20 protein-coding genes are annotated in these 24,508 nt (G+C 38.7%); 14 read left to right on the top strand and 6 right to left on the bottom strand.

Annotation, left to right across the window (positions count from 1 at the left end; genetic code table 11):
* Positions 1-93: 93 nt before the first annotated feature.
* The 3 genes from GXK58_RS05300 to GXK58_RS05290 form a co-directional block, all read right to left on the bottom strand.
* Positions 94-552 carry a type II toxin-antitoxin system VapC family toxin gene (locus tag GXK58_RS05300; protein ID WP_160720541.1) on the bottom strand — a complete coding sequence of 153 codons (459 nt, stop codon included), beginning with the start codon at positions 550-552 and terminating at the stop codon, positions 94-96.
* Positions 545-883 carry a hypothetical protein gene (locus GXK58_RS05295; protein ID WP_160720540.1) on the bottom strand — a complete coding sequence of 113 codons (339 nt, stop codon included), beginning with the start codon at positions 881-883 and terminating at the stop codon, positions 545-547. Before GXK58_RS05295 ends, GXK58_RS05300 begins: the two co-directional genes overlap by 8 nt.
* A gap of 267 nt (positions 884-1,150) precedes the next feature.
* Complete coding sequence (locus GXK58_RS05290; RefSeq protein ID WP_160720538.1) at positions 1,151-1,822, bottom strand: helix-turn-helix domain-containing protein; 672 nt, start codon at positions 1,820-1,822, stop codon at positions 1,151-1,153.
* A gap of 632 nt (positions 1,823-2,454) precedes the next feature.
* Between GXK58_RS05290 and GXK58_RS05285 the strand changes: the two genes are divergently transcribed.
* From GXK58_RS05285 to GXK58_RS05270, 4 genes are all read left to right on the top strand, one after another.
* Positions 2,455-3,216: a DeoR/GlpR family DNA-binding transcription regulator gene (locus GXK58_RS05285; RefSeq protein WP_160720537.1), complete on the top strand. Its 762-nt coding sequence runs from the start codon at positions 2,455-2,457 to the stop codon at positions 3,214-3,216.
* Between the two features lie 90 nt (positions 3,217-3,306).
* Positions 3,307-5,808 carry a GH39 family glycosyl hydrolase gene (locus GXK58_RS05280; protein ID WP_160720535.1) on the top strand — a complete coding sequence of 834 codons (2,502 nt, stop codon included), beginning with the start codon at positions 3,307-3,309 and terminating at the stop codon, positions 5,806-5,808.
* A gap of 205 nt (positions 5,809-6,013) precedes the next feature.
* Positions 6,014-7,300: an MFS transporter gene (locus GXK58_RS05275; RefSeq protein ID WP_160720534.1), complete on the top strand. Its 1,287-nt coding sequence runs from the start codon at positions 6,014-6,016 to the stop codon at positions 7,298-7,300.
* Between the two features lie 117 nt (positions 7,301-7,417).
* The gene (locus tag GXK58_RS05270) at positions 7,418-8,323 is read left to right on the top strand and encodes an alpha/beta hydrolase (protein ID WP_160720533.1); all 906 of its coding nucleotides are present in this window, start codon (positions 7,418-7,420) and stop codon (positions 8,321-8,323) included.
* Between the two features lie 117 nt (positions 8,324-8,440).
* Here the strand turns inward: GXK58_RS05270 and GXK58_RS05265 are convergent, their stop codons facing one another.
* Positions 8,441-9,874 carry an MDR family MFS transporter gene (locus GXK58_RS05265; protein ID WP_160720531.1) on the bottom strand — a complete coding sequence of 478 codons (1,434 nt, stop codon included), beginning with the start codon at positions 9,872-9,874 and terminating at the stop codon, positions 8,441-8,443.
* Positions 9,875-10,191: 317 nt separating this feature from the next.
* On the opposite strand from GXK58_RS05265, the gene nikA reads away from it, so the two are divergent.
* The 6 genes from nikA (at position 10,192) to GXK58_RS05235 (ending at position 16,673) form a co-directional block, all read left to right on the top strand.
* A complete protein-coding gene (gene nikA, locus GXK58_RS05260) occupies positions 10,192-11,817 on the top strand; it encodes a nickel ABC transporter substrate-binding protein (RefSeq protein WP_160720530.1) in 1,626 nt (541 codons plus the stop codon).
* A 17-nt stretch (positions 11,818-11,834) separates the two neighbouring features.
* Positions 11,835-12,779, top strand: a complete 945-nt coding sequence (gene nikB, locus GXK58_RS05255) for a nickel ABC transporter permease subunit NikB (RefSeq protein WP_160720528.1) — start codon at positions 11,835-11,837, stop codon at positions 12,777-12,779.
* The gene (nikC, locus tag GXK58_RS05250) at positions 12,776-13,618 is read left to right on the top strand and encodes a nickel ABC transporter permease subunit NikC (protein ID WP_160720527.1); all 843 of its coding nucleotides are present in this window, start codon (positions 12,776-12,778) and stop codon (positions 13,616-13,618) included. Before nikB ends, nikC begins: the two co-directional genes overlap by 4 nt.
* 5 nt (positions 13,619-13,623) lie before the next feature.
* Positions 13,624-14,451: a nickel import ATP-binding protein NikD gene (gene nikD, locus GXK58_RS05245; protein ID WP_160720885.1), complete on the top strand. Its 828-nt coding sequence runs from the start codon at positions 13,624-13,626 to the stop codon at positions 14,449-14,451.
* 10 nt (positions 14,452-14,461) lie between these two features.
* A complete protein-coding gene (gene nikE, locus GXK58_RS05240) occupies positions 14,462-15,271 on the top strand; it encodes a nickel import ATP-binding protein NikE (protein WP_160720526.1) in 810 nt (269 codons plus the stop codon).
* A gap of 94 nt (positions 15,272-15,365) precedes the next feature.
* Positions 15,366-16,673, top strand: coding sequence for an MATE family efflux transporter (locus GXK58_RS05235; protein ID WP_160720524.1), 1,308 nt, complete (start codon positions 15,366-15,368; stop codon positions 16,671-16,673).
* Positions 16,674-16,692: 19 nt separating this feature from the next.
* Here the strand turns inward: GXK58_RS05235 and GXK58_RS05230 are convergent, their stop codons facing one another.
* Positions 16,693-17,694, bottom strand: coding sequence for an AraC family transcriptional regulator (locus GXK58_RS05230; protein ID WP_160720522.1), 1,002 nt, complete (start codon positions 17,692-17,694; stop codon positions 16,693-16,695).
* A gap of 280 nt (positions 17,695-17,974) precedes the next feature.
* Between GXK58_RS05230 and GXK58_RS05225 the strand changes: the two genes are divergently transcribed.
* Positions 17,975-18,844 carry a sugar phosphate isomerase/epimerase family protein gene (locus tag GXK58_RS05225; RefSeq protein ID WP_160720520.1) on the top strand — a complete coding sequence of 290 codons (870 nt, stop codon included), beginning with the start codon at positions 17,975-17,977 and terminating at the stop codon, positions 18,842-18,844.
* 65 nt (positions 18,845-18,909) lie between these two features.
* A complete protein-coding gene (locus GXK58_RS05220; RefSeq protein ID WP_160720518.1) occupies positions 18,910-20,010 on the top strand; it encodes a Gfo/Idh/MocA family protein in 1,101 nt (366 codons plus the stop codon).
* Positions 20,011-20,108: 98 nt separating this feature from the next.
* Here GXK58_RS05220 and GXK58_RS05215 read toward each other — a convergent pair whose 3' ends face one another.
* Positions 20,109-20,954, bottom strand: a complete 846-nt coding sequence (locus GXK58_RS05215; RefSeq protein ID WP_160720516.1) for an AraC family transcriptional regulator — start codon at positions 20,952-20,954, stop codon at positions 20,109-20,111.
* A gap of 258 nt (positions 20,955-21,212) precedes the next feature.
* On the opposite strand from GXK58_RS05215, the gene GXK58_RS05210 reads away from it, so the two are divergent.
* Both GXK58_RS05210 and GXK58_RS05205 read left to right on the top strand, forming a co-directional pair.
* On the top strand, positions 21,213-22,478 hold the full coding sequence (locus GXK58_RS05210) for a glycoside hydrolase family 1 protein (RefSeq protein ID WP_160720514.1): 1,266 nt from the start codon (positions 21,213-21,215) through the stop codon (positions 22,476-22,478).
* Positions 22,479-22,971: 493 nt separating this feature from the next.
* Positions 22,972-24,492, top strand: coding sequence for a glycoside hydrolase family 43 protein (locus tag GXK58_RS05205; RefSeq protein WP_160720512.1), 1,521 nt, complete (start codon positions 22,972-22,974; stop codon positions 24,490-24,492).
* Positions 24,493-24,508 lie beyond the last annotated feature (16 nt).

Raw genomic sequence — 24,508 nt, 5'->3', positions numbered from 1 at the left:
GCACCAACTGAGGTGCTCTTTTTGGCCTATACTCTATACAAAAACAACTCGGAGCGGATTTCATTAATAAAAGCAGGAGTTATTCTCCTGCTTTTATTTTCTTAAACTTTTAAGATATGTATTTAATCTTGATTGACTTGTAATAGGATTATGATATTGTAATCCTAGTGTTTTAGCAAACTCAAAATCTTGATCATTATTACTCACTAAAATTGCTCCTTTTACAATAGCAGTAGCAGCAATAAGAGCATCAGGAGCTTCAATTTCTTCATCATTCAATTGATATTTTCTTCTGAGTTCAGCTGCTTTTAATGCAATTACCTTGTCAACAGGAACAATTTCAGCAACAGTTGCAAGGTACATTTCTCTGTGCATTTTTTGAATAGGATTCCTTTCTAAACTGGCATTTGAAAGAAACTCCATGGCTACAATGGAGGACATAATAGGTATATAGCCATTTTTTATATAATCTGTAATGGCACTTTGTGCTTCATCGTAGCCTTGGTATTGATAAATATACATGTTATTATCGAACATTACATACTTACTCACCTTCACTTGTCCTCCACTTATAATTTCTGTTTGCTATATCCTCTAATTCTTGAGGATCTTCATTTATTTCAATTGCTTTTCCATATAGACTATCCAAAATCTTTAATGCTTCTTCTGGATTCCATTCTGGTTTCTTGTCAACTGAAGGTGCCACATCTAAAACCTCCTCTTGTTCTTCTTCAAGATAGTGTCGGTTAAGTCGGGGATGTTTGCTAATAAGGGTGGCTCTCATTCTTGGGTCTTTTAGGATTTCTTTTGCTACTTCTATTGCTGCTCTGCGTTCTTCTTCACTTCTCCGTCTTCTAACGGAGTTCCCTTTGATTGGAGGCAATAAAATCACCACTTTCTTATAGTTTGTATATTCATTATATCATTATTTGTTACTTTCCCATAAAATGGGAGGGTTATTTCTAGAATACACTTATAAGTTATTTCGCATGGGCATAGGAGTGAACTAGGCAATAAGGAAACAGTGATTAAGGTTGCTTAAGAGGATATAGAATTGACTGGCATATATCATCCCGAAATTTGTTAATAAAGCGTTAAAGCAGTAAAGTGAAACCAAAAGGAGCACTAACTGAGGTGCTCTTTTTGGCTTTTACTTAATTTCTTTACTATCTACAGGTTTCTTTTTAAATTCACTAGGGGATTTCCCCATGTATTTTTTAAATTGCCTTGAAAAAATATAAGGATCTTGATATCCAACATGGCCGGCTACACTTTTAACAGAATAGCCCACTGTCAATAGACGTTCAGCTAAATGAAATTTGCTTTGAAGTCGATACTGCTTCGGAGAAATTCCAACAGATTCTTTAAATAATTTTCTAAGTTTTTCATAACTCATATGAAAAGATGCCGCAATCTCCTCCAAAGATAGATCCCCGTATAGCATGTGTTTTGCCCCTGAAATGATCGTTTCGATGTCTTTGCTTTGATTCACAATGTTTTCCCTGTGCAAATTAATTAATAATTTTTGTGTATTAAAAAGAACTTCGGGAAGCTCAGCCGCTGTGTTTGTTTTTAACTGGAATAATAAATCGATGAACCATTGCTCCAGATAGGGTTTTAAGTTTAATTCAAAAACAGGAGTTACTAGATTTAACAGTTCTAATGAAGCAAGTGATTGAAAGGTAGATTCACCGATACTAATATGAAATTCAAACCAAGGTTCGGATGACTCTATGAATAAAGAATATGTTTTCCCTGGAAGCTGCTGACAAAGTGAATGTGCCGAAAGTGGATCGACTTGTCCTGTTTCCAAATCTAACAAACGCCCTGAACCCTGAAGTATAACAAAACAGTTGTAATATTCATGACAAATCGTTGTAGGTAATTCAGTTTTATTTCTAGCGATTCTTCGCCTGGTTTAAAAATCAGGAAGTTATTCTTCTTGCGGAAACTAACTAGTGGCTTGGCTCCTAAATTTCAAGAGAAGTAGAAAAGCTTACAAATGAATTATTTGACTAATTTCTAATGGAACTAGTTTGAGTCAATCATTTTAAGGTGATTGGCTTTTTTTGCCGTTATAGGGGGATTTGTTAATAAATAATGGAATTTTGTTAATAAGGTATCAATTTTTGTTAATACGGAATGAAATTTTGTTAATATCTCTTGGATTTTTGTTAATACCGGCCCGAAATTTGTTAATAAAGCGTTAAAGCAGTAAAGTGAGGTCCTCTTCTTAGTTCCATCTAAGGAGCCATTTTAAATAGGTTGATGTGATTGAGGATAGATGCGTGTGGAGTGCCTGTCCTTTTTTGCTTAAAAAACAAAAATATATTTGCTTTTGTATTATATGTGTTTGTTTTCCAAAAAAATATGTTATAGTTATAGTGAGAATAAGTAAAAAACAAATATAAAACAACATAAATAAAAAGTATGGGTCAGAAAGGGGCAGAACAAGTGCTGGTAGCAGAAAGACAAAAAAAGATTGTTGAATTGGTAAACGAACGATTAAGCATTCGGGTAACGGAGCTAAGCAAGATTTTCTCTGTAACAGAAGAAACCATTCGCCGGGATCTTGAAAAGCTTGAGAAAGAAAACTTACTAATGCGCTCCCATGGCGGTGCGGTTAGTATTGAAAAGGACCAAGGGGAGGTTTCTTATTTAGAAAGAGAAATCACCAATGCAGAACAAAAGAAAGCGATTGCTGCGACTGCAGTTCGTTTGATTGAGCCGGGTGATCAAATTGTGTTAGATGCCAGTACCACTGCATGGTATGTTGCCAAAGAACTGCCAGATATGCCGCTAACCGTTTTGACAAATTCAATCAAAGTGGCGATTGAGCTCAGTAAAAAAGAACAAATCAAAGTGATTTCGACTGGCGGAACATTGCTAGCTCAGTCCTTATCCTATGTCGGACCGTTAGCCGAACGATCACTCAGCATGTATCATGTGAATAAAGCATTCCTTTCCTGCAAAGGAGTCCATTTAGAAAGAGGATTAAGTGATTTTAATGAATCCCAAGCCTTACTGAAGAAACAGATGATGGAAATAGCTGATGAAACCATTCTTATGGTTGATTCTAGTAAATTTGGAACACGTGCTTTTTCAAGGATTAACCCTGTTTCAAACCTCGATTGCATCATTACCGATTCAAAAATAGATGAAGAAACGAAAAGAGATCTTGAAGATAAAAAAGTTAAATTATTAATTGTAGACTAACAGACCACAAACGGTCTGTTTTTTTACATATTTCGACACAAGGATGTATACTAGATAAAATAAGTAATTCAATTAAGACGGGTGACCCAAATGAATTTTACCTATGAAATCATTGAAATGAATAAAGAACTTCCCCTGCATATTTTTTTAAACAGTGTGGATTATGTATCCAACCATTGGCATGACAGTATTGAGATCATTTTTGTTCTAAAAGGAAAAGTTGGCGTATCTGTTAACGATAAGCGCTTTGAATTAAAGGAAAAAGATGTATTTCTTATTAATGCAAACGATATTCATGCGATTCAGCACCAAGATGAGAATTTATTACTTACGATTCAGCTGCCCATTCCTGATTTAAAAGAAAATATCAAAGTCGATTCCTACGTTTTCTCTTGTAAATCTTTTCTGTATGATGAGCATCATCAAGCAGAGTTTAATGAACTGCGTTCTTTGCTTGCCCAGATGATGTGGGTCATCAATAAAGAGAGTGAAGGCTATGAATTACAAATAAAGTCCCTTTATTTTCAGTTAGTTTATTTGCTGATGAAAAACTTTAAAGAAGAGACAGAAAAGGAAAGCAAGCTTTCCAGCCAAAAGCATATCGAGCGTTTACTAAGGATTACCTCCTATGTAAAGGACAATTTTAAGCAGCAGATTACTTTGAATGAATTATCGCAGATTGAATTTTTGTCTGTGCATTATTTATCAAAGTTCATCCAAAAACACTTAGGGATGGCATTTTCAAAATATGTGGATAGCATCCGGCTTGATCATGCGGTTAAAGATATTGTCTTTACCGATATTCCACTCACACAGATTGCCCTTGATAATGGGTTTGCAAGCGTAAAAGCTTTTAACCGGGCTTTTAAGGAATTTTATCATCAGACGCCGAGCGAATATCGCCGTGCGGTGGAGATGGAACCAAAGAAAACGGAAAGTAATAAGGTGACACTTGCTAACTACGTGGAAATAGACAAAACACAAGCATTTGATCAGCTATTTGCTTTTTTGCCGTCTAAAGAACAATCATTAGTAGTTGAACATAAAGCTATTTTGAAAAAGACAATCAAAATTAATGTAGAAGAAAAGGTAGATAAACTTAACCATACATGGAAGAATCTTATGACCATTGGTAAAGCCAAAGAATGTCTTTATTCCGATATTCAAAACCAGCTCAAGCAGGTGAAAAAAGCAACTAATTTTAAATACCTGCGGTTTCATGGAATTTTTGATGATGAGATGATGGTTTATGGGGAAAACGAGCAAGGAATTCCTGAATATAATTTTCTTTATACAGACAAGTTAATCGATTTTTTGCGGAGCATTCACGTAAGGCCATTTGTTGAGTTAGGATTCATGCCATCAGAATTAGCCGCTAGTGATGAAACGGTATTTTATAAAGAGAGTAACATCAGTAAACCAAAGGATATCGAGAAATGGAATAACCTTTTAAAGGCGTTTATTTTTCATTATGAGAATCTTTATGGAGAAGAAGAAGTATTGCAATGGTATTTTGAAGTATGGAATGAGCCCGACTTCTATGTGTTTTGGCGGGGGACGTTCGAAGAATATTGCATTCTTTATAAAAATACTTATGAAACCATTAAGGGAATCAACCCTCTTTATAAGGTAGGCGGACCAAGTATTGTTTCCATAAAGAACAGTGACTGGCTGCAGCAATTTTTAGATTTTTGTAAAAGAGAAAAATGTATTCCTGATTTTATCACTTTCCATAATTACTCACATGAAGAAATGGATATAAATAAGAAAAAGAATTTAACAAATGAAAATGCAATGGAATCCGGTTATATTTCAAGAGATGAACAATTCTTGAAAAACCGGATAGCTGATCTCAAGCAAATGTTGATAGAGAATCATTTAAATAACATTGAAATTCACCTTACTGAATGGAACTCTACGGCCTATCACCGAGATTTAACGAATGATACTAGCTTCAAAGCAGCCTTTATTGTAAAAAATCTCTTGGAAAATATTGATACCATTCAAAGCTTTGGCTATTGGACGATAACTGATTTAATTGAAGAAAGAAGAGCTTCAAAAAACCACTTTCATGGAGGATTAGGGCTAATTACCCGCAATAACATTCCAAAATCCGCTTTTTTCGCTTATCAACTGCTAGGTAAATTGGGGAATCAACTGATTGCACAAGGCGATGGTTATTTCCTTACAAAAAGTTCAAGGGGCTATCAGCTTCTTCTTTATCATTATTGTCATTATGATCGACTCTATTGTATGAACCAGCATGCAAATATTGATTTAGAAAATCGTTACAATGTATTCCTTAATCAATCACCGATTGAAATTAAGATGGTTTTAAATGAGTTTAAAAAAGGAACCTATAAAATAAAACAGTACCAACTAAACAGACAACATGGAAGTTCCTTTGATAAATGGGTCGAAATGGGTGCACCTGAACATATGAGTGAGGAGGAAATAAGCTATTTAATTCACTCAAGTGTGCCTAAACTTCAAGTAAGTGAAGTACGTATTGAAGAAAATTACATTATAACCGCAACTCTTGAGGCTCACGAAGTACAATTATTTGAGATTATTCCTCAAAAACACCTTTAGGTAGGAATCAACCTGCCTTTTTTTGTTGTGGGAAACTAGTAAAAAGGAACCATAAAAAACAGAAATGACAATTTAGGTACCTGCTTTGAACAAATAACGGATAGTGTAAAGGGTTTCATAACTCTATAATTAAGTACATCAGGAAGCGTTTCCAGTACGAAGCTTTAAAGAAATTAAAGCGTTTAACCTTTAGGAGGTAAAAATAATGGAGAAAACTATGATGAATAAGACACCATTTGTGAGATTAATAGTGGCAGCAATGCTTGGTGTTGGAACCTCGATCGCACCGTTAGTTCTATTAGGATTTGGACTTTCTACATTTATTGTTATAAGGATTGTTGGACAAGAACATGCAACCGCTGCCTTTGCGACAGCGACAGGGATCTCCGGTATAGCAGTCGTTATCTTTGGACTTTTTAGCGGAGTAATTGCAGATAAAACCAAGCTAAAAATGGGAAGAAGAAGGTTTTGGATGATCGCGGGCAGTGTTGGCGGAGCTCTTTCTATGTTAGCTTTAACATTTGCTTCATCCATTCCTGTTTTTGTCATCACTTTGTGTTTAACTAACTTTTTTTATGGTATGGTTTCACTCTCATGTTACGCCGTTGTTCCTGAACAAGTGGAACCGGAGAAGTTTGGCCGCGTGTCTGGTCTAATCGGTGCCTCCGCCCCAGCGTTCGTTATGACTGGTCAAATGATTATGGGAGCCTTTGCTAAATCAACTCTTGAAGAGAAAATGATTACTATTATTATTGTCCAACTGATTGGTGGATTTATAGCTGCCCTGTTAATTAAAGATAATTATTTTGCTGGAGCAGCAAAGAGTGAGAAGAAGTCAACTGGGATTCGTGGTTTTTATCCAAGCTTTAAAAAGTATCCTTCTTATACCTGGGCATTATTAACGAAGTTGTTAATTAACTTTTCTAATGCAGGGATGAACATGTTAACATTATTCTATATTGCAAGATTTCATTTAGCTGAGGCTAAAATTTTCCAAATCATGGCGCTAACTGCTCCTACGATTGCATTGATGGTTGCATCAGGAATATTGGGTGGTTTCTTATCAGACAAAGTAAAAAAGCAAAAGCCATTTGTTATGGGGGCAGCCGTTATAACAGGAATCTGTTTAATCGCCTTTGCTTTCTCAACTAGCATTACCTGGGTGATCATCGGTAACTTTATCTTCAACTTCGGTTTTGGAATGTATGGTGCAGTAGATAATGCCCTTGTAAACCGAATTCTGCCTTCCAAAGAGAATGCGGCAAAAGATATCTCGATCATGAATACAACAACAAACTTGGCTTCAACACTAGTAAATTTTGCAGCACCTGCCTTAATCGCTTTAGGTGTAAAATTATTTGGCGGAGACGGCTATACACTCTTCTTCCTAGTTTTAGCTGTGTTCTCTATCCTTTCTGCAGTTGTGGTCCTTCCAATCCCGGAAATGGACTCAAAGTCGGAAGTTAAAAATGATATTGGTGAAGCGGTTTAATTTATAATTGAAATAGGGATGAATTATACAAGTGTATAGATTCATCCCTATTGTTGTTTAGATAAAACCATATTATAGTAAAAATAGGAAATGAAAAACCGATAGGGAGAGATTAATATGTTAACCGAAAAAATCCAGCTTTGGGATGATAGTGAAACTGTAACCTTACATACTTACATTCTTCATAACTCAATGGAATTCCAAAAGGATCAGCTGCGCCCTGCAGTAGTTATTTGCCCTGGCGGAGGATATTTAGGAACTTCCGATCGGGAAGCTGAACCGGTAGCGATGCGTTTTGCTTCTCTTGGCTATCATACGTTCGTGCTTCGTTATAACACTTATTTTAAGGAAAAGGTTCGAGATTTCAATAATCTCCCGGATCCTAATGAGAAATCAGCTTACCCGCAGCCAATGTTTGACCTAGCTAAGGCGATGATGATCATCCGAGAAAACGCATCAAAGTGGCTAGTAGATACAGATAAAATTGCTGTATGTGGTTTCTCTGCAGGTGCGCATTTGTCAGCAAGCATGGGTGTTCATTGGAACAGCAAATTATTACAAGATAAGTTCAAAGTTGATCAGGTAGTATTCAAGCCCAACGCAGTTATTCTTGGATATCCGTTAGTAGATTACCAGTTAATGAAGGAGAAAGTGGAAACAGAGGCTAATGAGTTTATTAAAGGTTTCTGGGACGTTTCCGGTAAAGCAGTATTTGGTACTCCCAATCCTAGTGACGAACAACTTTCAGAGGCTAGTCCAGTAAATTATGTTTCACCTCAGACGCCGCCGACATTCATCTGGCACACGGCTGACGATGACTTAGTTTATGCAGAGAATTCTTTAAGGTTTGCAACCATGTTGGCAAAGAATAAGGTTCCTTATGAGCTGCATGTTTTTGAAAGCGGTGTACATGGATTGTCTCTTTGTGATGAGACTACTGCGGGGGAACCCAGCCATCTAAACCCAGAATGTAAGGTTTGGTTTGATTTAGCTCATAATTGGTTGAAGAAGCATTTTAAATAGAATATCAATGAAAAAACCATCTGCTGTTGAGATGGTTTTTTCATTTTCCTTATCGCGATGGAAGGGTAATTATCATCGGATGAAAAAAGGGAGCCCGTTGCAGGCTCCCTTTGAACATTAATGTATCGAATTCATTACCGTATGTTTGACAATGACACGACGGATAAAGAACGATAGGACCAGACTAATCAGCGTCACGATCAATGCAAACAAGAACACATTCTGTGAACCGGAAGTCATCGCGTTAGCTATCTCGCTGGATTTGGTTGGGGCTTGAGATTCGTGCATATACTTCTCCATCCCGCTTGTCAGGAGGATGATCGCAATCGTTGTACCGATCGCACCTGCTACTTGCTGCAGTGTGTTCATGACTGCAGTACCGTGTGGGTAGAGCTCAGGCGGCAATTGGTTCAGGCCATTCGTCTGCGCCGGCATCCAGACCATGGAGATGCCAACCATTAGTCCCACATGCAAGGCAACGATAAATCCAATCGAAGATGAAGGCGACATGCTCGAGAAAAGCCATAACATAATCGCAACGATAACCAGGCCTGAAATGACAAGCCACTTGGGCCCATATTTGTCAAACAACCGGCCCATGCGCGGCGACAGGATGCCGTTCAGCGCGCTGCCGGGCAACAGCATCAGCCCTGCAGTGAACGCGGATAGTTTCATACCGTTTTGAAGAAACATAGGCAGAATAATCATGCTTGACAAGATAATCATCATACAAGCCAGCACCATTAGGAGCCCCACGTTATACATGGGGTACTTAAAGACGCCAAGGTCCATCATCGGTTCACGCATAAACAGCTGCCTTAGTATGAAAAGCAGGAGTGCAGCAAGACCAATGACAATGGAAGAGACCACGGCCGGGCTGGTCCAGTTTTCCACCCCTTCGCCCGCCTTGCTAAAGCCAAAGACAACACCTCCAAAGCCGATGGTTGATAATACGACAGACAGCAGATCAATGCGGGGCTTTGTGACTTCAGTAACATTTTCCAAGTACTTCAGTCCTGTTAACAACCCTATTACTAAAAATGGCAGTGAAATCCAAAAGATGTAGTGCCATGTTAAATATTCGATTAAAAGACCTGCCACGGTAGGACCAATCGCCGGTGCGAACATAATCACAAGTCCGACAAACCCCATCGCTGCTCCACGCTTCTCTTGCGGATACACGACGAGGATGGTATTGAACATAAGCGGAATTAGCAGGCCCATGCCGGCAGCCTGAAGAACGCGGGCGACCATAAGCATTTCAAAATTAAGAGAGAGAGCCGCAATTAAGGTGCCTGCAATCGAGCTAATCAGTGAACCGATAAACAATTGTCTCGTTGTAAACCATTGCAGGAGTAATCCAGTCATCGGCATCAAAATGCCGAGAGTAAGCAGGAACCCCGTCGTCAACCATTGTGCGGTCGCGGCTGAAATGTGGTACACGACCATTAAATTACTAATCGCAATGTTAAGAGCTGTCTCACTGAACATGCCGACGAAACCGCAGATAAGCAGTGACGCCATGATAGCCCTGGTATTATATTGTTTCATTATTTATGCCCACATCCCTATAAATCTATTTTTTTTGAGTGTTACTTGTTACATTTTAGTGTCCACAATTAATTAAGTCAATTTATGAACATTCAGAATTGTTGAAAGCTGGAAATGTGACGCAGCCTTTATATATATATGAAGAAAAAAGCCAATGTCCTGTTAACAAACTATTGATTCTTTCTATGTTAATGTAAAGTAATTTATTGATCGGGGGTAAAGTAGGTTAATATAGTTTTTCTAAGATTACATTGACAAGACTATGTAATACTTTTACAATTGAAAATGATTATCAGCGTCATTTAGGGGGAAGTTACATGTTTAATATAATAAATAGTCGGAATTTTTTACTAACTTCTGTTTTTATTTTACTATTATCAACAATATTACTAGGTTGTACCAATTCTAGTGATAAGGATGCAACGTCAGAAAAGAAAAAGGATAACATGCTAACAATCGCTTGGGCGAGAGATGTGGGTGAAATGAATCCGCATGTGTATAATCCTTCACAATTATTTGCTCAGTCCATGGTATATGAGCCGTTAGTAAGCTACGGAGAAGGTGGCGAGTTAAAACCTCATCTAGCAGAATCATGGGACATTTCTCAGGACGGAAAAGTATATACCTTTCATCTGCGGAAAGATGTGAAATTTTCTGATGGAACAAGTTTTAATGCTGAAATTGTGAAAAAGAATTTTGATACCATTTTGAAACATATGGATTTACATGGTTGGTTGGGTTTTCTTTCAAAAATTCAAAGTACGGAAGTTGTTGACGATAATACGTTTAAAATGACATTAACTGAAGCCTATTATCCTACGATTCAGGAGCTCGCTGTTGTTCGACCAGTTCGTTTCTTAGGCGAAGCTGGATTCCCTGAAGATGGTGATACTTCAAAAGGGATTAAGAAACCAGTTGGAACAGGGCCATGGGTTTTGGACGAGTATAAAGCGGATGAATATGCGATTTTCAAACGTAACGAAAACTATTGGGGCGAACTTCCGAAAGTAGAAAAAATAAAAGTGAAAGTGATTCCTGATGCTGAAACGAGAGTACTAGCCTTTGAAAAAGGTGAACTAGATTTAATATACGGAGAAGGGGTTATTAGTTTAGACGCCTTTAACCAATTGAAATCAACAGGTAAATACGAAACTAGTATTTCTGAGCCAGTAGCGACAAGACAGCTGGTTATGAATACAAATAGAAAACAGCTTTCCGATGAGCGTGTCCGTCAAGCACTACAGTATGGATTTAATAAGGAAGCAATGGTAGAAGGTATTACTTCGGGACTAGAAGAAGCAGCAGATTTTATTTTACCAACAAACTTGCCTTACACTTCCAAAATTGATGTTAAATCAACGGATTATAATGTAAAAAAAGCAAAAGCGTTATTGGATGAGGCAGGCTGGAAACTTCCTAAAGGGAAAACCGTTCGTGTAAAAGATGGACAACCGCTAGAAATTGAGATGATGTACGATTCAGCAGAATCCATTCAAAAAGCAATGGCAGAAACACTACAGTCAGAATGGGCAGCCATTGGTGTTAAATTAAATATTACTGGGGTAGAGCTGGCGGATCAGGTTCAAAGATTTAAAGATAATGACTTTGATATTAATTTCTTTAGTAACTATGGTGCTCCATATGATCCGCATACATTTATCAACATTGTGGCAAAAGAGGGATTTGGATTTAATGAAGCCATTTCGGCCTATCCGAACAAAGCGGAATTACTAAAGCAAATCGCACGCATTCCACAGACAACTGACGAAGCAGAACGTCAACAGCTTTACACATCTGTTTTAACATCATTGCAAGACCAGGGAGCAATTGTTCCAATTTCTTATATTAAGAAAACAGCGGTTTATCAAAAAGATGTTACGAACTTCCAATTCTCTGCGAATCGTGACGAAAATCCATTCACAGGAATTACTATCAAGCAGTAAGAAGGTAGGAGGCTTTTATGGGCACTTATATAATAAAACGAATAATGTCCATTATCCCGGTTTTTCTTTTGGCCGCACTTCTAACGACCGGGATGATCCACCTTTCTCCGGTGGATCCGGCCGAGGCCTATTTAACAGCCGCACATATCGAACCGACCGATGAGATTTTGGCTCAAAAAAGACATGAGTTTGGTTTAGATCAACCATTTTTTATGCAATATGTAAACACAATTAAGAAGATAGGCCAACTTGATTTTGGAAAATCTTATGTTTCAAATAAGTCCGTTTGGGACGAGGTGATCTACCGAATTCCTGCAACGCTCCAGCTAGCTTTAGGAAGTTTATTCATAGCAGTGCTCATCAGTGTCCCCCTTGGCTTTTTCGCAGGGGTAAAAAAGAACAGTGCGATTGATCATTTTAGTCGTATACTTTCCTTTGTGGGGGCGTCCATTCCATCTTTTTGGTTAGGTTATCTATTAATTTTTTTCTTTTCTGTAAAGCTAGATCTTTTCCCGGTAGAGGGGTTTGGGACTTGGCAGCATCTTGTTCTGCCTTCCGTTACACTAGCTCTTCCATTAATTGCAATGTATACAAGATTGTTGCGTACGAGCATCCTTGAAAATTTACAAGAGCCCTATGTGCTTTTCGCAAGAACAAGGGGGATTAAGGAAAAAACGATCATGGCCAAGCATGTCTTAAGGATTGCCATTTCACCGATGATTACGGGACTAGGGATGAATCTTGGTAAACTGTTAACGGGAACGATTATCGTGGAGACCGTTTTTTCTTGGCCTGGGTTTGGACGTTATTTTATTGAAGCGATTTTTAACCGTGATATACCTGTCATTCAATGTTATGTATTTATTGCAGCTACCTTATTTATTTTTAGTAATTTGATTGTGGATCTTATTCAAATGTATATTGACCCGCGTATATCCAGGAAAGAAGGGAATCGCTTATGATAACCAGCATACGTAAGAAATTCATAAGTCAAAAAGTGATTCCTATATGTTCGATAATTCTAGCTATTCTTTTTATTATGGCGATATTTGCCCCCTGGCTAGCACCCAATGATCCAACTGCGGTCAATTTAGTTTATAAATTACAGCCTCCTTCTTGGGAATTTCCATTAGGAACCGACCATTTAGGAAGATGTAACTTATCACGCCTTTTATATGGGGCACGAATTTCTTTAGGGTTTGCGATGCTCATTTTCATTTCATCCTTAGTGATTGGTTTAATCGTTGGAACCTTCTCAGGGTATAAAGGCGGCTGGATCGATCATGTTTTGATGAGATTTTGTGATGGTGTGATGGCTTTTCCGAGTCTTATCCTTATCCTTGGTTTGGTTGGTATTTTCGGACCTGGACTTTCACAGGTCATCTTGGCGCTAATGCTTGTCCAATGGGTCTATTACGCAAGAATGTTCCGAGGAATGGTCCTAAGTTTGAAGGAACAAAACTTTATTGCAGCCGCAAAAATAAGTGGCTCCTCTCAATGGAAGATTATGAAAAGACATATTATCCCGAATGTACTCCCTCCATTAGTCGTAATGGGTACACTAGAAATGGGTTGGGCCATTATGGATATTTCCGCTATGTCGTTTCTCGGATTAGGAGTACAACCGCCAACACCTGAATGGGGAGCAATGATTCATGAAGGAAAGTCGTATATTCGTACAAACCCTGCCTTGATGATTTATCCTGGGTTAATGATCATGCTTGTTATTGTTACCTTCAATTTATTAGGAGAAGCGTTATCAGAACGTTACGGAGTCAAACGCGATTTTAAAAAGGAATGAGAATGATGGGTAATGAACAGTCGAATGTGCTAGAAGTTAGAAATTTACATGTAGAGGTAAAAACAAAGAATGGGGCTGCCACTCTCGTTCAAGATATAAATTTTGAACTGAAGCGTGGGGAGGTTCTTGGCGTAGTTGGACAAAGTGGATGCGGTAAAACCGTTACGAGTATGTCCATTCTTCAGCTGCAAGATCGGAAAACCACTAAAGTGACAGGGAGCATAAAATTACAAGGACATGAATTGATCGGTTTAGGTGAGAAAGAAATGCGTGGAATTCGTGGTAAGGATATCGCCTTTATTATGCAAAATCCAATGAATGCTTTTACGCCTGTTTTTACAATTGGCCATCAATTTATTGAAACGATTCGTTCACATACACAATGGAATAAAAAACAAGCAACAGAGCTGGCCATTGAGGCGATGCATCATGTCAACTTACCAGATCCTGTTAAACTATTAAAGTACTATCCTTTTCAATTAAGTGGTGGTATGCTTCAACGGCTGGTGATTGCGATGGCAGCATGCTTACACCCAGCGGTCATTATTGCCGATGAACCGACAACCGCACTTGATGTCAATAATCAAAAGAAAGTACTATACCATTTAGATAAAATTCGCTCTGAGTACGGCTCAGCTATATTATTAATTTCCCATGACCTTGGGGTCATTTCTGAAATGGCAGATGAAGTTGCTGTTATGCAGAATGGACGAATTGTAGAAAAAGCTGACGTGTTCCAACTATTTGATGAGCCAAAGCATGAATATACGAAAAAACTTTTACGTGCACGAACAGTATTACCATTCGATCAGTCTGTCATCCATTTGGCTTAGGAGGGAGAAAATGAGTTTATTACAATTAAATGAAGTAACTCATAGCTATGGATCCCGAAAGTTTATTAACTGGAAAGACCGTTCTAAAAAAATACTTTCCAACATCTCTCTCTCTCTTGAGGAAGGAACTTGTTTAGGTTTGCTTGGTATGAGTGGAGCTGGGAAAAGTACCTTAGGAAAAGTGATTCTTGGTTTGGAACGACCGCAATATGGAGAGGTTCTTTTTCAAGGGCATGATATTTATAATTCAGATAAAAACAGTTCTCGGAAAATTCGCCGTGACCTCCAGGCAGTCTTTCAGGACTCCTATTCATCGGTCAACCCTCGAATGACGGCGGAACAAATTATTTCAGAGCCGTTAGAGAACTTTGAAAAGCTTACTCTCTCTGAACAAAAACGGAATGTTATTGAATTATTGGAAAGGGTAGGGCTAAGTGAAGCGGACTTAAAAAAATATCCGAACCAATTTAGTGGCGGTCAACTGCAAAGAATCAATATTGCGAGAGCCATCTCACTTAAGCCAAAGCTGATTGTCTTGGACGAAGCTGTCAGTAGTCTTGATATGGTGAATCAAACCCTGATTTTGGAATTACTTAAACAGTTAAAAGCGGACTTCGGACTATCGTTTCTTTTTATTACACATGATATTAAAGCTGCCTATACGATTAGTGATAGATTAGGTGTACTAGAAAAAGGAGAATTGGTGGAGCTATACGATGACAAAAATCAGTTTTTTACTTCAGGACATCCTGTAGTAAAAGAGATGAGGGATTCAATGCTCGCCGAGTACCCACGTTTTCGATCGGTTAGACGTGCTTAATTTAAAAAGTATCCGCAGTTTCAAGTGCCTCGATTTTCTTTACAAAATCGGGGCTATTGTTTTAATTTAAAGTAATAATAGGAGGTTATTACAAATGAATAATCGGGCGTACCTATCTTTGGCGATCCCCTTAACCATTTCGACTATGACAACGCCCTTGTTAGGTGCTGTAGATACAGCCGTTGTAGGGCAGCTTCCCGATCCAGCTTATATTGGAGGAGTTGCATTAGGGACTTTAATTTTTAATACGTTATATTGGGTTTTCGGATTTTTACGGGTTAGTACATCTGCTTTTGCTGCACAAGCGAACGGGGCAAGCGACCCGGATCAAGAAATACTTGCTTTAGCTCGTCCCTTTTTATTAGCGATTGTAGTTGGAACTTGTTTTATTCTACTTCAATGGCCCATTGAATATTTGGCTCTGAAATTGTTTTCCGCTGAGTCTGATGTCAGTCAGTTTGCCGCAGAATATTTTCGAATCAGAATATGGGGGGCACCTTTTACGTTGATGAACTATGTGATCCTTGGCTGGCTAATGGGGATGGCTAAGATTAAAGAATCACTATTTTTACAAGTGTTAATGAATGTTTTGAATATGATTTTAGCCATTCTTTTTGTCCATGTCTTTTCTTTTGCAGTAAAAGGGGTCGCAACAGCCGCGTTGATTGCTGAAGTAACAGCCACTGTAGTAGGGTTAGTTATTATACTAAAGGCATCACCATTTGTGTGGCAATTCCCATCATTTCAAAAATTAATAGATACACAGTCTATGAAAAAGATGTTTAACGTTAATAAGGATTTGTTTATTCGAACCATTAGTTTATTAGTTGTTATTAATATGTTTACAGCAAAAGGTGCTTCGTTTGGAACAGACTTGTTAGCTGCCAATGCTGTTCTATTTCAAATTCATTACATAATGGCTTATTTTTTTGAGGGGGTTGCGAACGCCACGAGTATTCTCGTCGGTAAAGCGGTAGGATCAAATGACAAGGAACTATATAAAAAGACACTTTCTTTATCAAAAAAATGGTCGGTCATTATCGCTTTTGTTATCGCTTGTATTTATGGATTATTTCAAAAACAAATTATTGCGCTTTTTACCAATCTACCAAGTGTTATCGAACTTTCAAATTCGTATGGAAAATGGCTAATCCTTTATCCGTTTGCAGCGTGTTTTGGCCTTGTTATTTATGGTGTTTTTACAGGAGCAACTGAAATTGCTCCCGTTCGAAACTCTATGATTTACGCAATGATTGTCTATATCCTTTTACAAATTACGGTTACCCCTATCTGGCATAATCATGGCCTATGGCTCGCTTTCATTGTTTATACCGTTGGAAGGTCTGGATTTCTAATCATGTATACTCCTAGATTAAATAAGAAATTGTTTGAAACAACATGATAACAAAAACCAAGGGAGACTAAATGCTAAACCCTTGGTTTTTATGCTTTTCCTTATAGCAATGCGGGGTCTCTTTAAACAGTTCCTTAAATTTTTTATAAAAGAAAGTAAGGCTGGAATAGCCTACTTCTTGAGCAATCTCAGGTATAGGTAAATCAGTATTGGACAAATACAAGGCAGCCTGGTTCAACCGTTGGATCTGGAGAAGCTCTTTAAATGATTTCCCGGTCCCTTTTTTTAGCAAAGTGGACAGGTAACTAGGATTAAATCCAAAGGTCTGTCCCATTTTAACAAGCGAACAATCGCGGTAATGGTCCTCAATATACTTCAAAAAATCTAGTAAAGAAACCATGTTTTTATTGTCCTCAGATTCATATCTTGTCTGGGTGTTATTGGATCGAATTAATGTTGAAAATAAAACGACTAAATAAGAATCGATAATTTCTGCAGAACAAAAATCACGGTCAAAAAATTCACACATGATATTCTCCATGATTTCCGTAACCTTAATGCCCCCTGGTTTAAAAATCAAAAATTGATTTTGTTTCCGATGGCTTACGAGCGATTCAATCATAAATTGAGAGATAATACTTTTCTGTGACATTCTTCTTAAAAAACTCGGTGATAGATAGTCCTGCTTCAGAATGGTATTAATAACAATATCATTTTTGGTGGTGGCAGCTACGCTATGAGGCACTTCTTTGTTAATTAAAATTAGCTCCCCTTTTTTTAAATGAACCTTTTTTCCTCTAATTAAAACGGTACAGGTTCCCCGATAGACAAACATCATCTCTATGTAATCATGCATATGTAGAGGAATATCTGAGCCATAGGGCTGCTGAGAGATGGATATGTTCTCATCAATAAGTGAATCGTTTATATCAAATGCTTTATTAAATAGATAAACAACTTCTCCATTTACCATTTCAGTAAGAGGATGATACTCCTTTAAAACTCTTTCTTTATCAATTGGCCCTAAATGATAGCTGTCTAAGTAGCCTTCAAGTTGTAGTCGGTCCATATATACTCCCTATGATTAAAAATTAGAGTAATCAATTACTTAATTTTATTATAATCATATTCTAACGATTAGTACAAAGAGGCACTAATACCTGTAACTATCATTTACGCCTTCTTTTGACTTTTAGCAGGATAGGAGATGTTTTTATAAGTTATGAGTATGTTCTTAGATAAAATACTTATGTTATTATACATTCATACATTCTGAATGATAAAAATATTCCATCTATTATACAGAATGTAAGCGTTGACAAAATATTGGATGTACAGGGGGAGAAATCATGAGTCTTGAAATTGGACTACAACTTTTTTCAGTAAAAGATGAGATAAGTACAGATTATTTCCGTACTCTCGAGGAAATTTCAGCTATTGGCTACAAGAACGTGGAATTGATTGCGACGAATATGAAAAACCTCTCGCGATTTAGTGATACGGTATCAGCGAAGACTTTACGTAATAAATTGGAAGAATTGAATATGACTGCTATTGGCGCACATGATGGCGGAGGAGCCCCAGGCACAAGTCTATTGGATAACGACTGGGATCATATTATTAAATATAATTACGAGATTGGGTGTCAATGGATTGCGATCCCATCTGCCTTTATGTTATCTCGGGAGGAAGCATTAAAGACAGCCGAACAGCTGAACCATATTGGGAAACAGATGAATGAAAACGGGATAAAGCTGTATTTACATAACCACCATTTTGAATTTAGAAAAATCAACGAGCAGGAAACCTTGTATGATGTCCTGTTAGAAAACACGGATCCCGATCATGTATTCTTTGAATTGGATGTCCTTTGGGCACATAGAGCGGGAGTTGATCCGATTGGCTTGATGGAGCGGCTAGGTGCTCGTTGTGACGTGATTCATCAGAAAGAACTGTATCCATTTGTACCTGAAGAAGGCTTTGAACCCCCGAAGTTTGAACTCCCAGATATATATAAACCTTATTTTCTAGATTCCGAGTCACTTCCGGATATCGCTCCATTAGACTTGGACAGGTTATATCAAAAGGTTAATGAATTGGGATTTGTTAAATACACCATTGTTGAAAATGAATATGCTGAATCCAATAAAATTGCTAGTGTGGCAAAGGACCTAGAAATTCTAAAGAAAAAAATTATTTTAAATACACAAAGTGTATAAGTTCCTACAAAAAGATGAACAAAACGAGACTCGTTTTCTAGTAAAAATGTGAAGGAGAGTAAACTATGGCAAACGTTAAAATCGGATTTATCGGCTGTGGAGATATTGCCAAGCTAAAGCATTTCCCTGGAATGGCACAACAAAAGGGTGTTGACCTTGTAGCTTTCTGCGATCTTGTGATTGAAAGAGCTGAGGAGGCTGCCAAAAAATACGGGACCCCAGATGCTAAGGTTTACACAGACTACCGTGAACTTCTTGCGGACGAGTCTATTGATGCAGTCCATGTCCTGACTCCAAACGTCGGACATAGTGAAATAACTGTAGCAGCACTTGATGCAGGAAAACATGTTTTATGTGAAAAACCAATGGCCATCAATTCTGAGGAAGCACGGAAGATGTTGGATGCAAGGGACAGATCAGGTAAAATGCTTACCATTGGCTATCAATACCGTCATTTCCATGAAAATGCTATTGCCAAGAAGGTAGTAGATGATGGGTGGCTTGGCGATATCTACTACGCGGAAGCCACTTGCATCCGCCGCCGAGGGGTTCCAACATGGGGCGTCTTTACCGATAAGTCAAAACAAGGGGGCGGCCCGTTGATTGATATCGGGACTCACGCCTTGGACCTCACTCTTTGGATGATGGATAACTACGAGGTTGACTACGTTGTCGGAAGTTCCTATGAGAAGTTAGGCAGAATGCTGCCTCCTGAACAGCAGGGTCAGGTGAGCTGGCGCGATGGGTCACCTGATCCATGGAATAATGAGACCTATGATGTAGAAGACTCTGCTATGGGATTTATCAAAATGAAGAATGGAGCGACGATCAACCTGAGGGCTTCGTGGGCACTTAATATTGTCACAAATCCGGGGATGGTATTGCTTTGCGGAACGAAAGGCGGACTCGATACTTATGATGGAGTAAGACTGAATCATGTAGTTGCCGGTCAACCTTCCATCACTAAAGTAGGAGAAAAAGTCAATCCATTTATTCCTGGATTTGGTGGCGGAGATACTCCTCCGTCTAAAGAACATGAAATATGGGTTGCAGCGCTAAAAGGTGAGGGAGAATTGTTTGTCAAAGCTGAACAGGCTATCGTCGTAACACAAGTTCTGGATGCTATTTACGAGTCTTCCAGATCAGGGAAACCTGTTTATTTGTAATCCCAGGAGGAAGAGGGGGGGATGTCTCCCCTCTTTTTGTTGGTTAGACGACCGATATTCCCTTTGTTAAAGAAGCTGGACCCGAGATCTGTTAAGAATTAATCGTTAGTAAACTGCTCCGCAGTGATGCGAGTTAGCTTTTCATTAAAATTGTGATCAACTTGGTCAAACATGTCTCGATATTCCTTAGGGGAAATTCCAAATCTCTTCTTAAAGGCCTTGTGAAAATAAGAATAGCTTCCAAAACCGCAACTCTCGGCAATGACCTCCAATGTCATAGGAGTATATCTCATGCGATCAATGGCATTTTTGAGCCGCATGTTTATGGCAGACTGTATGATTGTTATTCCGTATGTCTCTTTAAAAAGATGACTTGCTCGAGAAACACTCAATCCAACGTTTTTAGCTAAATCTTCAATGCTGAATTGCTCCATAAAGTGATCTTCAATATATCTTTTAATTAAATCAGCTACGAACTTTGTATTAGGCGGTTGTTTGTGAACCGCATTCGTGCCTTGAATCGTTCGTTTTAGTGACAAGCATAAGGAACGAAACAAATAATCCACAAGTTGATTATCAGGTATGAGTGTTTGGTGATTTTCTAAATAGAGGTGGTCCCATAAAGAAAGGATTCTTTCATCCAAGGGAATACGGTTAAATGGTTGTGGTTCAAAGCTCTCCCACCAATCTTGGATCCAGGTCCCTTTGCATAATATGAAATAATCGCCGCTTCTCGATTCTCCATCCACTTTTAACTCATATAAATCACCAGGTTTCAAGAGTAATAGATTTCCAGGCTCCATATCTAAACTATTGCCATTTATACGGACCATGGACTTCCCTTGGACTTGAAGTCTGAAAAGAAAAGTATCAAGAATTTCATTTTTAAGGATGAACGGTTTCCTATGGTAAGAATAACCACAAACGAGAATTTCTGTGTCCATTCAATGTTCCCCTTCCACATATATGTAAATACTACGAGGTCTATGAATATGTACCTTGTCTGCTTAATGGATTTATCCATATATTAACACATACTTGGAAAAATGATCTTGATTAAACGCGTATTATTACCAAATCAAATAATGCAAATTTTAAAAACTATGATTCGAGCAATCAATATCTCGTTTTTTAACATTATATCTTGAGTTATTGATAGTTACTATTAATTTATAAGAATTGAGATCAGGGGGTAACTATCAATGAAATATGTTTTTCCAAAATCCTTCCTTTGGGGGACGGCTACATCTGCCTACCAAGTAGAGGGAAATAATGATAAATCAGATATGTGGGCTGAAGAATATTCAGAAGGATCTCCTTACAGAGATTATTCAGGTGATGCCGTCGATCACTATAATCGGTACAAACAGGATATTGAGTTGATGGCAAGCTTAGGTTTAAACAGCTACCGTTTTTCGATTGAGTGGGCGAGAATTGAACCGGAGCAAGGTGTCTATTCAAAAAAGGAATTGGATCATTATCGTGACGTCATTAAAACATGTTATGACCACAATATCACCCCAGTCGTCACCATGATGCATTTTACCTCTCCACAGTGGCTGATGAAACTAGGCGGCTGGAAGAATCCTGAGACGGCGGACCTATTTGCGGGATATTGTGAGGTCGTATTCAAGGAGTTTGGTCAGGATATTCCTTACGTCTTAACGATGAATGAAGTTAATTTACCAGTCATGTTAAAAGAATTGTTTATTAATATGAACTTTATGCCTCCTGTGGGGATGGATGCCAAGTCATGGACAGCTCCAGGCTGGCGTGAATCGGCTGCTGCAAAATGCGGAACAACGATTGATCAATATTTTACCTTCCATATGGCATCTGATGAGGCTTCTTTAGATATTGTGAAAGATGCCCACCGTAAGGCTAGAGAAGTGATGAAAAAAGTCAATCCATCCACTAAGGTAGGATTATCATTGGCATTGCCTGAAATCCAAGCCATTGAGGGTGGGGAAGAGCAGGCTGCAAAAGTTTGGCATGAATATTTTGGACAATTCAAGTCTGCCATTGAAGGTGATGATTTTATCGGAGTACAGAACTACACCCGTGAAGTGTATGGTCCAGAAGGACAAGTTCCGCTTGCTGAAGGAAAAGAAGTAACAGCCATGGGATATGAATTTTATCCGGAAGCACTTGCTGGAACCATCCGAAATGTAGCTGCTGAGTTAGATATCCCTATTTTGGTAACAGAACATGGTATTGCCACAGATGACGATAGCCGGCGAATTGAGTTTATTCAGCGAGGACTTAAAGGGCTGTATGCGTGTATGGAGGAGGGGATTCAAGTTTTAGGTTACCTTTATTGGTCCACGTTTGATAACTATGAATGGACGTTTGGCTATGATCCGCATTTTGGGATTATTGGGGTCAACCGAGAAACGCAAGAGAGAGTTGTAAAAGATAGTGGACGTCTTCTGGGTGAGATTTCTAAGACCAATGCTGTAAATGAATAGTCTTAAACAAATCGATAGATCCGCCCGATAAATCTTCAGGAGAAACTTGGTCTCATCGGTCGAAGCGCTCGAATTCATTCACCTTCAGGGGATGAGGATGGGTCTCATCGGTCGAAGCACTCAAATTCCGTCACTTTCAGGGGATGAGACTCGGTCTCATCGGTCGAAGCGCTCAAATTCATTCACCTTCAGGGGATGAGACCCGAGCTCATCGGTCGAAGCTATCAAATTCATTCGCCTTCAGGGGATGAGACCCGAGCTCATCGGTCGAAGCGCTCAAATTCATTCACCTTTAGGGGATGAGACCCGAGCTCATCGGTCAAAGCGCTCAAATTCATTCGCCTTCAGGGGATGAGACCTGAGATTCGAGGAAAAAAGGTAATTAGATCCCGTTCATATTAGAACAGCTTGTAAGAATTAAGTGCCATTCACAAATGGGTTTATGATATATACCTATTAATCAACATTATATGAGAAAGAAGGGAAATTCAATTTGAAATATCAAAACCCAGTTATCAGCGGCTTCCATCCTGATCCAAGCATTTGTAAAGTAGGAGAAGATTTTTATCTAGTCACCAGTACTTTTGAATATTTCCCAAGTGTACCGATTTTTCATTCAAAGGATCTTGTCAATTGGAAACAGATCGGACATTGTTTAACTCGTGATAGTCAATTACCTTTACATGAATCGAAGAGTTCTATGGGGATATTTGCCCCAACTATTCGATACAATAATGGCAAGTTTTATATGATTACTACCAATCTAACAATTGGAAAAAACTTTATCGTCTGGGCTGAAAACCCTGAAGGCCCTTGGTCAGAACCCATTTGGCTTGATTGGCCTGGAATAGATCCTTCTCTATTATTTGATGAAGATGGGAAGGTTTACCTAACAGGAACACAAGACATCTTCCGTGGGGAAGCTTCAGGGATTTATCAGGCGGTAATTAATGTGGAAACTGGGGAGATTCTTACTGAGCGCCGCTTAATTTGGCAAGGTACAGGCGGTGCCCATCCAGAGGGACCACATCTTTATAAGATAAAAGATCATTACTATTTAATGATCGCAGAAGGTGGAACAGAATATGGGCATATGGTAACCATGGCGCGAAGCAAACAGCCTTTTGGTCCGTTTGAAAGCCATCCCAATAACCCATTTTTGACCCATCGCAGCAGCGACAGTCCAATCCAAGCAACCGGGCATGCGGACTTGGTTCAATATATTGATGGCAGCTGGTGGACAGTGTTTTTAGGAATACGTCCTGCCCCTATTCCGTTTAGTGGAAAACATCATCATCTTGGCAGGGAAACTTACTTGGCCCCAGTCGATTGGAATGAGGAAGGATGGCCGGTAATTGGTGCTCAAGTCGAATTAGAAATGGACGGAAGAACGCTCAAGCTAGAGGAAAAAGATCAGTTAAGTTCAAAAGATGACTTTAATGATGCTAATCTAGCTTTCTCATGGAATTTCTTGCGTAATCCTAGTGAAGAATGCTGGTCTTTAACGGACAGACCTGGATACCTGACATTATATGGAGCTTCAACCAGCCTGAATGACCTAGGCTCACAAGCGTTCGTCGGCCGGAGGCAGCAACATTTTGATTGCAAAGTTTCAACACTCTTAGAATTCTCTCCAACTAAGGATGGGGAAGAGGCAGGTTTAACCGTCTTTATGAATGAGAGATTTCATTATGAAATAGCATTAGGAATAAGGGATGGTGTAAAGAAGGTCTTTGTAAGACGAAGAATCGGGTCCCTTTGGAAGGTTGAGTCTGAGCATGTATATACTGAGGAAGCGATTATTTTAAACGTGCATGCTGATGCAAAAAATTATACTTTTTCCTATCAACGTCAAGACGGAGAGGCTGTTATTCTAGGCTCGGGAGAATGTTCTCTTTTATCCACTGAAGTAGCTGGTGGATTTACGGGTGTATACTTTGGACTATATGCAGCAGGAATTAGACCAAAAAGTAGTGCCCCTGCCTATTTTGATTGGTTTGAGTATAGCAATTAATTCTTGGTTAAAATGG

The organism is Bacillus sp. USDA818B3_A (assembly GCF_009928415.1).
Classification (GTDB): domain Bacteria; phylum Bacillota; class Bacilli; order Bacillales; family Cytobacillaceae; genus Neobacillus.
The sequence above is the reverse complement of the archived record's forward strand: the minus strand, read 5'-3'. Positions and strand labels throughout refer to the sequence as shown.